The organism is Armatimonadota bacterium (assembly GCA_035527535.1).
In the GTDB taxonomy this organism is placed as follows: domain Bacteria; phylum Armatimonadota; class Hebobacteria.
Genome location: DATLAK010000100.1, coordinates 26,149 through 35,300 on the forward strand (window position 1 = coordinate 26,149; position 9,152 = coordinate 35,300).

Consider the following 9,152-nt stretch of genomic DNA (forward strand, 5'->3'; position numbering starts at 1 on the left):
CTCACCATGCCCTGATCTTGGAGAGTTCGGATTGCATATGGCACAAGCGGCTGTAAAGCCCGCCGCTGGCGATCAGCTCGTCGTGCGCGCCTATCTCCGCCAGCTCACCCTGCTCAAGCACGATCAGGCGATGCGCCTTGCGCAAGGTGGACAGGCGGTGGGCGATGGCGAAGGTGGTGCGGTTCTCCACCAGGCGCTCGATCGCTTTCTGGATCTGCACCTCGGTCTCGGTATCCACCGAGGCGGTGGCCTCATCGAGGATGAGGATGCACGGGTCGCGCAGGATCGCCCGCGCGATCGAGATGCGCTGGCGCTCGCCGCCGGACATGGTCTGCCCCCGCTCGCCGATGACGGTGTCATAGCCGTCGAGCAGCGCCATGATGAAGTCGTGGGCGTTGGCGGCGCGGGCGGCGGCGACGATCTCTTCGGGCGAGGCCTCCGGCTTGGCGTAGGCGATGTTGGCGGCCACCGTTCCGTGAAAGAGAAATGGCTCCTGGAGCACCACCCCGATCTGCTCCCGCAGCGAGCGCAGGGAGAGCTCCCGGATATCGTGGCCGTCAATCAGGATCGCCCCCGAGTCTACATCGTAGAAGCGGCAGATGAGATGCACCAGGGTGCTCTTACCGGCGCCGCTGGGTCCCACCAGGCCGATCATCTCCCCCGGCTTGACGTGAAAGCTGACCCCGTCGAGGGCATAGCGCCCCGGCTCGTAGCCGAAGCGCACCTCGCGGAACTCGACCTCGCCCTTGATGCCGGGCAGCACCGTCGCCCCCGGGGCCTCGGGCACCTCGGGCGTGGCATCGAGCACCTCGAAAACCCGTTCCGCCGATGTGGCTGCATTCTGGAGGCGGTGGTTGATCTGCCCCAGGTTCGTCACCGGCTGGTAGAACTGCACGAGGTACCCGAGAAACGCAACCAGAGAGCCCAGTGTCAAGCGCCCGTCGGGCTGAGTCAGCATCAGATACCCGCCTAAGCCAAGGACCAGCGTTGAGCCGAGCGAGGTCAGGAAGCCGATGCTGGGAAAGAACAGCGAGCCCAGGCGCGTTGCGCGCAGCTCCTGGTCGAAAAGATCCGCGCTGCTGGCCTCGAAGCGACGGGATTCCCGCGGCTCCTGGGCGAAGGACTTGACCACCCGGATCCCCGGGATGGTGTCCGCGAGCACCGCGCTGATGCGGGACATCCGCCGCCAGATCTTGTGATAGAGATGATGGATGCGCCGGCCGAACCAGTAGGCCCCGACCGTAATCAGGGGGATCGGCACCAGCGCAATCACCGCCAGCCGCGGGTCGAGCCAGAACAGCAGCCCGCAGATCAAGACCATGGTAACCACATTGACGATGATGTCCTGCAGCCCCTCGGCGATGAAGGTCTGCAAGCGCACGATGTCACTGGTCACCCGCGCCATGATGTGCCCGGTCTGATGGCGGTTGTAGTAGCTGAGGGTAAGCAACTGGAGATGATCGAACACCTGGGTGCGCAGGTCGTACATCAGGTGATTGCCGACCAACTGCATGACGTAGGTGCGGCCCACTCCGATCGCCGCCGTGCCCAAGGCCACCGCGATCAAGGCGACGATCACGACCAAGAGGCGGTTGAGGTCGTTGCCCCCAATCACATCATCAATCAGGTACTTCGTGAGGTAGGTGGGCACCAGACGCAGCGCGGCGAGAGCGAGGGTGCCCGCCAGGCCCACCACCGCCAGCCAGCGATAGGGGTAGATATAGGAAAACAGGCGAACGACCAGTTTCCCTCGCTGCAGGCAGTTAAGACATGTCTGCGACCGGCGGGGCAGCACCCGGCCACACTTCGGGCAACGACCGGCTGACGCGTCGAATCGAGGAGGCGCTTGGCGAGCGGCAGCCGCCTCGCCGTTCTTGTTTTGTGCGTTGCCGCGCGCGATCTGCTCCAGCGAGAAACACATCGAGGCCGCTTCCGCTCGAAACCCCCGCGTGAAGCGCACCAGCTCCAGCCCTTGCTCCGGGATTGTGACCTCGAGCGTCCCGCTCGACACGAAATCCCGAATCCGGCACCCGGTGATCTGATCGGTCGCCAGCTCCAACTCAACCTCGGCGCCCTGTCCATCCACGGGCGCCACCACCAGTAGGCGCTGCGGCGTGAGAAAGGCCCAGCGCTCCCCGTAGCTCCCGTCCCGGAGCAGGTCGGCGCACAGTGACGCGTCCACTCGCTCGTCAGGCCGGAGCAAACCCTCCAGCCAGGAACGAACATCGTCCGGAAGATTGTTGGGGTGCCCCTGCGCCTGCTCGAACGCAGACGAAGAGTCGCCCGTGCTCTCTTCGCTCATCGGTCGGCGACCTCGCTCACCTCAGCCGGGAACCGTCATCCCGTGCCCGCAGCGCCAGGGGAATCGGAGGAGTCGGGGCCAGTGGGGGTATCTCCCGTCGGGGTCTCCTCGCTCAGCACGCGAGCGAGCTCCCCGAACTTGCTGAGACCTCTGCTGACATACTCGGCGACGGCATCGGCTCGCATGATGCTCATCCGCCCATCGGATTCGTTGCCGAACACCATCACCTTGTCTCCCGCGCTCAGGTGAAAGGCCTTGCGCGCCTCCGCCGGGATGACAATCTGCCCCTTTTCCCCGATTACCGTCGAACCATAGTACCTTTGGCCTGGTGCACGCACCATAATAGTAGGGAGCCTCCTACCTTTCCTACAAAGGATACTACGAATAGGCCGGACTGTCAAGCGGCCGGCATAGCCTACATGTCTCTTGCTGAAGGGCCGGCGAAGCGGCTGAGGGCGCGTGGCGCCTTTGGGCGCCGCCTTCGCGTCGAGTAACGGAACTGGCATGGAGGGTGTCCGGGCGGCTGTGGCACTGATCATCTGCCAACCTCCGTTGCCTGCCCGGCGGGTCGCTGTCGGCAGGAGGATCGGATTCCTCCGCGGGTTTTGATCCCAGGTCGTTTTCCTCCACCACGACCAGACGGGCCTGCGATCGAAACGTCTCCTCTCCCAGGCCCAAGTACCGGCAGATGCCTATAGGCGTGGGACCCTCAGCAGCCCCGGACCGCCGTGTTTCCGATGCTGTGAGCGGACGTCCCTGCAGGGCTTCGGCAGCCTGCTGCCGAAGCCGCGGAAATATGGGGCATTACGGTCGCGTGCGAGGAGCAACCGGCATGAGGCTTACGCACACGATCTGTCGGGGGCGTCGGGCGATGGTCGAGGCGGCGGCGCTGTTCCTCGTCGTCGCTGGTGCAAGTGTCGCCGCGGCGGGGAGCGCCTTCACCTGGCAGACGGCTTCGCCCGAGAGCCAGGGGATGGATGGCGCCAAGCTGGATACGCTGCGCGACGCGCTCGCGCAACGCAGAACGCGCGCGCTAGTCGTCATCAGGAACGACCGCATCGTTTACGAATGGTACGCCCCCGGTCACGGGCCGGACCGGCACTGGCACACCGCGTCGCTGGCCAAGCAACTGCTGGGCGGCATGTCGCTGCTGGTCGCCTTGAATGACGGGCGAATTCGCGTGGATGACCCGGCGTGGAAATACATTCCGGCCTGGGAAGCCGACCCGGTAAAGTCCCAGATCACCATCCGTCACCTGGCCACTCACTCGTCCGGCATCGAGGATGCCAACTCCCCGGGCAAGTCGCACCACCAGTTGGAGGGATGGAAGCGGGACTTCTGGAGCGCAACGGCAGACCCATTCTCCGTCGCCCTCAATCAGGCGCCCGTGGTCTTCCCGCCGGGCGCCGGCTACGCCTACAGCAACCCGGGGATGGCGGCGCTGGCGTACGCTGTGACCGCCAGCCTGAGGGGCGCGCCGCAGTCAGACCTGCGCGCCCTGCTCAAGCAACGGATCATGGACCCCATCGGGGTCCCCCCGAGCGATTGGCGCATCGGCTACGAGGGGCCGTCGCAACTCGATGGGATGAAACTGTACGCAAACTGGGGCGGGGCCACGTGCACGGCTCGCGCCGTGGCCCGGGTGGCGCGGCTCATGCTGCGCCGGGGCGACTGGCAGGGGAGGCAACTGCTTACACCGGCGTGGGTTGAGGAGATGGTGTCCTACGCGGGGACGCCCTTGCCGCCGCGATCCGCGGACAATCCACAGCCCGCGGCGGGCTTGTGCTGGTACACGAATTTCGACGGGGTTTGGGCATCGCTGCCGCGCGACGCCTTCGCCGGCGCGGGAGCGGGCCACCAGTTGCTGCTGGTGGTGCCCAGCCTCGATCTCATCGTCGTGAGGATGGGCGAGTCGCTGGAGGGAAATGACGAGGAGTTCTGGGGCGGGTCCGAGAGGCACGTGTTCGACCCGCTGATGCGGGCGATTGCCGACCGAAGTCCCTACCCGCCGAGCGACATCATACGCAGCGTGAGCTTCGCCCCGGTTTCGGCCATCGTCCGCCACGCGGTGGGCAGCGACAACTGGCCCATCACCTGGGGCGATGATGACCGCCAGTACGCGGGCTATGGCGATGGCTGGGGCTTCGCGCCGGGAACGGACCGCAAGCTCAGCCTGGGCTTCGCCAAGATCGCCGGTTCCGCCGATGACTTTCGCGGCGCCAACGTGCGCTCGGCCAGCGGCGAGCGGGAAGGCGAGGGCGAGCGCGGCCCCAAGGCCAGCGGCATGTTAATGGTGGACGGCGTCCTTTACATGTGGGTGCGCAATGTCGGCAATTCGCAGCTCGCGTGGTCCGCGGATCATGGGCGCACCTGGCAATGGGGCTTTCGCTTCGACACCAGCTTTGGCTGCCCGACGTTTCTCAACTTCGGCCGCAACTACGCCGGCGCCCGCGACGATTACGTCTATACGTACTCGCCCGATGGGCCAAGCGCCTATGAGTCCTACGATCGGCTGGTGCTGGCGCGGGTGCGCAAGGAGCGCCTGCGCGATCGCAGCGCGTATGAGTTGTTCGCCAGCCTCGACGCTTCCGGCCGCCCGATCTGGACGCGCGACATCACGAGGCGCGGCGCGGTTTTCGAATACCCGGGCCGCTGCGCCCGGACGGATGCCGTCTATCACCCTGAGATCAAGCGCTATCTGCTGGCGCTGGCCTTCGACCGCGACGGCGGTTGGGGAATCTTCGACGCCCCCGAGCCCTGGGGGCCGTGGACGACCGCCTACCATGCGGCGAACTGGAACCTCCGCGGAGTGCATAGCTATCGCCTGCCGAGCAAATGGATTGACGGCAGCACCCTGCACCTGGTCTTCTCGGGCCATGAGCACGACGGCGTGGACTACGACGCCTTCTGCGTGCGCCGCCTGCGCCTGGATCTTCGCTCGCCCGTCCCTTCTGCCCGGCATGACTCGCGCACGCCGGCGCGTGCGCGCGACCAGCAGGGCCCATAGATGGGGACAGCTACGTATTGTATTTCGACGGGCGCGGCGTTGTCTCGCCAGACTAACCTGGCATCGAAATCCGCCTGCTCGTCCGAAGCCCCGTTGTTTCGATGCTAGGATGTCTTCCTCCACCAACCTATCGCGCTCGAAACCTCTCTCTGCGAAGACGGAGGGCGCGGGGCCTACAGGCCCAAATGGCCGATTCACGCGCGCGATTCGCCGTATTCCGGCAGTCGCAGGCCCGGAAAACTGTGGACTGGCTGATCGCTTTTCGCTCCCGTCTTGCCCCGAAAACGGCGTCCGGCCTCTCTGATTCTCTGAAAGCTGTGGACTTCGCGGGTCAAGTCCGAAACAGAGAATCGCTGTTTCTGAGCACGAATGGGGCTGTCCCACTGACGGCGGTTTCGATTCCTGCGCGGAGTCGGACTCACTCACTTCGAACCCGCGTCTCGCCCTCTTGCGAGCCATGGCCCATCTGGTGCGGGTGGCACCCCAGTGCGGACCACGCAGCCGACAGCCGGTCGTTACCCCGCCATACCTTCGAGGGAGGGAGGCGAGCCTGGTGTGGCGAAGAGCGCTACAGATCGACACCCGGGTGGCCAGGCGCGAGAGCTATCGCAAGCTCGTGAGGACGGAACAAGATGCAAGCGCAGGGACACCGGACCTGCATCTCAATTCACCCCCGGAATTGTCCCATGATTGCTGAACCTCAACACAAGGCAGTCGACGCGATGCACGAGAGCAAGCCGGTGTGGGTGGTACCGCAGTTGCACAAGTAGGCCATATACAGCGGCGAGGAGAAGGACCGCGAGCCGACCTTCACGGAGCCCAGAGCATGATCTTCTACTCGTACTTCGACCTTTTTCGGGACTCCGGCAATGGCGACGTCGCGCGGGGGTTTTCGAGAAGAAATGGGATGAAGTATCGCGAATCACCGCCGACGTGAAGACCCAGATGCCCATATTCCTGAACGGCAGCAGCGTCGGGCGCCTGGTGACCGAGCCGGGCGTGCATGCCAACATAATGAACGTGGGCAGGCGCTTCTTCGTAATCGCGGCAAACGCGCCCGCAGATAGGCCCAGAGAGATGGCGATGAGGGCCCCGCTCCGAATCTCGGATGAGGCCGAGGACATACTGAGCGGCGCGAAACTGACCACTGAGGGAGGAATCCTGCGCGACATCCTCCAGCCGCTGGAGGTGAAGGTCTTCAAACTGGAGCCGGCCGGGTAACGCGCGGGGTTTCCCAGCACACGCCGGCACAGGCGCGAGCGAAGGCGGCGCACTTCGCAGGAGGCAGAGAATGAGGCGTTTTGCCAAGGTAACGTTCAGGCCCCTTGCCGCCGTGATGCTGGCGGCGGCAGTTTCCCACGCTCACGCGGCCCCCGCGCCGAAAGTGAAGTGGGAGGCGCGCGTGCCGGATACTGTCGAGGGCAACATCAACGTCGCCGACCTGCGCGGAAACGGGCAGTGGGACGTGCTCTTCAACACGCGCGACTACGGCATAGTGTTCTGTCTGGACGCGCAGGGGCGGGAACGGTGGAGGTACGAGCCGCCGGAGCAGGTACGGCTGTGCGCGTCGGTGGCGGTGCTGGAGGAGCCAGCGAGCGGAAAGAAGAGGGTGCTCTCGCTGTCGCGCGACGGGTGGCTGTACTGCCTGGATGCGGAGGGCCGGGTGTCGTGGCAGCGCAAGCTGTGGGCGGGCTCGCTCTACGGGGGGCCGGTAATGGCAACCGACGCCACTGGGGAGACGGTGATAGCAGTCACGGGCGAGGACGGGCGCGTGCACAACCTGACGCCGGAGGGCGCAATCAGGTGGGTATTTGCCTGCCCCAATTCCATCTACGACCCGGCGGCGGTGGGCGACGTGGACGGCGACGGGCGGGCTGAAGTCCTGTGGGGGTGCAAGGATGATTTCTTCTACTGCCTGGCCAGCGACGGGCGAATGAAGTGGCGCATCAAGACCGGCGCGGAGAACGCGTCGGGGCCGATACTGATCGACCTGGACGGCAACGGCAGCATCGAGGCCCTCTTCGGGTCGTGGGACCGGAATCTCTACTGCGCGGAGGGCAAGACGGGCAGGGTGCTGTGGCAGGCGCCCAGCGACGGGCAGATCACTAACTCGACGGCCGCCGCGGATCTGGATGGAGACGGCCGGCCCGAGGTTTTGTACGGCGGGCACAAGAAGTTATTCTGCGTGGATGCTGGGGGCAAGCCGAAGTGGACCTTCGTCCCGCAGGACGCGGAGGAAATGATAGTCTCATATCCGCCCGTGGTGGGCGATGTCACCGGCGACGGCCGCCCGGAGGTGATATTCGGCAGCAAGAACGGAACCCTGTACTGCCTTTCCGCGAAGGGCGAACTGGTGTGGAGCAGGAGCATCAGCCTTGTGAACATAGTCTCCGGCCCCGCCCTGCACGACATAGACAACGACGGCTTGCTGGAGATCGTCTACGCCACCTCCGGCGGAGACGTCATTTGCCTGGCGACAAGAGGGTCGGCGAGGACGAAGGCGGCGTGGCCGCTGGGGAGAGTGCACGCCACGCTAAACGCGAATCTGGGGCCCCTGGGGCTAGTGGCCGAGGGGGTGGAGACGGCAAGTACAATTCCTCACGGGTCGCCGGCAGGCGGCACGCGCGCGGCCTTCGATGGAGTGCTGAATGTCCAGCAGTCGCAAGAGAAGAAAGAGGGACCGGTCATTGACTGGCTGATGGGTCAGAACTACGCCTCCTTCGCCGACATTGGGAGGGTGCGCCTGTACACGGAGTCCAGGGACGCGGAGCGGCCGCTGCGCGGGAATCTCGAAATGACGGTGACTGGCGACGGCAAGCAGACTGCCGAGTTCCTGATGCCGCTTGAGCCCCCATCGGGGAGCGCGGTCATAGAGGTCAGCCTGCCGGACCTGCTGACGGACGCCGGCGAGCAGCGAGTGGATGCGCGCCTGCTGGATGACGCGGGGGGCGTGCAGGCGCACACGGTGCTGGAGGTGAGTAAGGTTCTGCGGGCCCCGCTGCGCCAGCAGGCGGCGCGGCTGCTGGACCGCTTGCAGGATGAAGAGGGCAAGGGCCTGGACGCGCCCAGCCGCCTGTCGGTGGAGTTGATGCGCCGGTTGATCGGATACGCGCAGGTGGACCTGGAGGGGATGGAACTGGAGCGCGCGCGGCAGATTCTCAGCCAAATCGATGCGCGCCTGAGCAAGCCGGGTCCCCTGGGCGGGGCGCCGGCGACGGCTCCCTCTAACCCAGATTATGCGTAAGGCCCGCCGGTGTGCGTTTTGCGCGAGCCGGGAAGCATTCGGACAGGGCGTGAGTGGCTTAATGGTTTGACTGGGAGGCGCGATGCGGGTTTTGTGGCTCGGAAATGGAGTGGGGAGGGCCGCCCACCCCTGCCATGTGCCCGCAGATCGGCGTCGCGCACAACGCCCATAGCCCCGGTCGCCCGGGGTTGGTGAGCAAGGATATGAATCCGTCGCACTCAGGCGAAGGTCGGTCCCGCACGCAAGCGTTGATGCGCCCGCAGGAACAGATTGAGATGCCGATACTGCGCCGACAAGCGCAGCACCCACTGCCGCCCGCTGCGGATCAAGCGCGCCGGGATGCGCAGCAGCCGCTCCCGTACCAGGGCGATGCTGTGGCGTCGCTCCAAGCCCAGCACGTATTCCCCAAACCATCCCGCGATATTCCCCGCCAACAGCGCCAGCCAATTGTGGAGCATGTTCGCCGCCCACGAGTGCGAGCACACCTCGTCCATCCCCAACCCCAGCCGCCCCTCCCTTCGTTTCACTCAGGGCAGGCTCTTGATCAGGTTCTCCACGTTGCAGCGCCCGTTGTAGAAGCGCCACACTGCTTCCGGCGC

At 65.5% G+C, this 9,152-nt stretch carries 6 protein-coding genes; 3 read left to right on the plus strand and 3 right to left on the minus strand.

The window, feature by feature from the left end; translation table 11 throughout:
- Position 1 precedes the first annotated feature (1 nt).
- Together VM221_07425 and VM221_07430 are read right to left on the minus strand one after the other, a co-directional pair.
- Positions 2–2,302 carry an ABC transporter ATP-binding protein gene (locus tag VM221_07425; protein ID HUT74650.1) on the minus strand — a complete coding sequence of 767 codons (2,301 nt, stop codon included), beginning with the start codon at positions 2,300–2,302 and terminating at the stop codon, positions 2–4.
- Between the two features lie 35 nt (positions 2,303–2,337).
- Positions 2,338–2,643 (minus strand): AbrB/MazE/SpoVT family DNA-binding domain-containing protein, encoded by a 306-nt coding sequence (locus VM221_07430; GenBank protein HUT74651.1) that lies wholly within the window; start codon positions 2,641–2,643, stop codon positions 2,338–2,340.
- 491 nt (positions 2,644–3,134) lie between these two features.
- Between VM221_07430 and VM221_07435 the strand changes: the two genes are divergently transcribed.
- The 3 genes from VM221_07435 to VM221_07445 all read left to right on the plus strand — a co-directional run bounded on the left by VM221_07435 (position 3,135) and on the right by VM221_07445 (position 8,553).
- Entirely contained in the window at positions 3,135–5,309 is a 2,175-nt protein-coding gene (locus VM221_07435) for a serine hydrolase (GenBank protein HUT74652.1), read from the plus strand.
- 945 nt (positions 5,310–6,254) lie between these two features.
- Complete coding sequence (locus VM221_07440; protein ID HUT74653.1) at positions 6,255–6,530, plus strand: hypothetical protein; 276 nt, start codon at positions 6,255–6,257, stop codon at positions 6,528–6,530.
- 70 nt (positions 6,531–6,600) lie between these two features.
- Positions 6,601–8,553: an FG-GAP-like repeat-containing protein gene (locus tag VM221_07445; GenBank protein HUT74654.1), complete on the plus strand. Its 1,953-nt coding sequence runs from the start codon at positions 6,601–6,603 to the stop codon at positions 8,551–8,553.
- Between the two features lie 218 nt (positions 8,554–8,771).
- Here the strand turns inward: VM221_07445 and VM221_07450 are convergent, their stop codons facing one another.
- The gene (locus VM221_07450) at positions 8,772–9,080 is read right to left on the minus strand and encodes a transposase (protein HUT74655.1); all 309 of its coding nucleotides are present in this window, start codon (positions 9,078–9,080) and stop codon (positions 8,772–8,774) included.
- Positions 9,081–9,152 lie beyond the last annotated feature (72 nt).

Coding starts and splice junctions, on each gene's coding strand:
- VM221_07425 (HUT74650.1), bottom strand. CDS start 2,302: ATGAGCGAAGAGAGCACGGGCGACTCTTCGTCTGCGTTCGAGCAGGCG.
- VM221_07430 (HUT74651.1), bottom strand. CDS start 2,643: ATGGTGCGTGCACCAGGCCAAAGGTACTATGGTTCGACGGTAATCGGG.
- VM221_07435 (HUT74652.1), top strand. CDS start 3,135: ATGAGGCTTACGCACACGATCTGTCGGGGGCGTCGGGCGATGGTCGAG.
- VM221_07440 (HUT74653.1), top strand. CDS start 6,255: ATGCCCATATTCCTGAACGGCAGCAGCGTCGGGCGCCTGGTGACCGAG.
- VM221_07445 (HUT74654.1), top strand. CDS start 6,601: ATGAGGCGTTTTGCCAAGGTAACGTTCAGGCCCCTTGCCGCCGTGATG.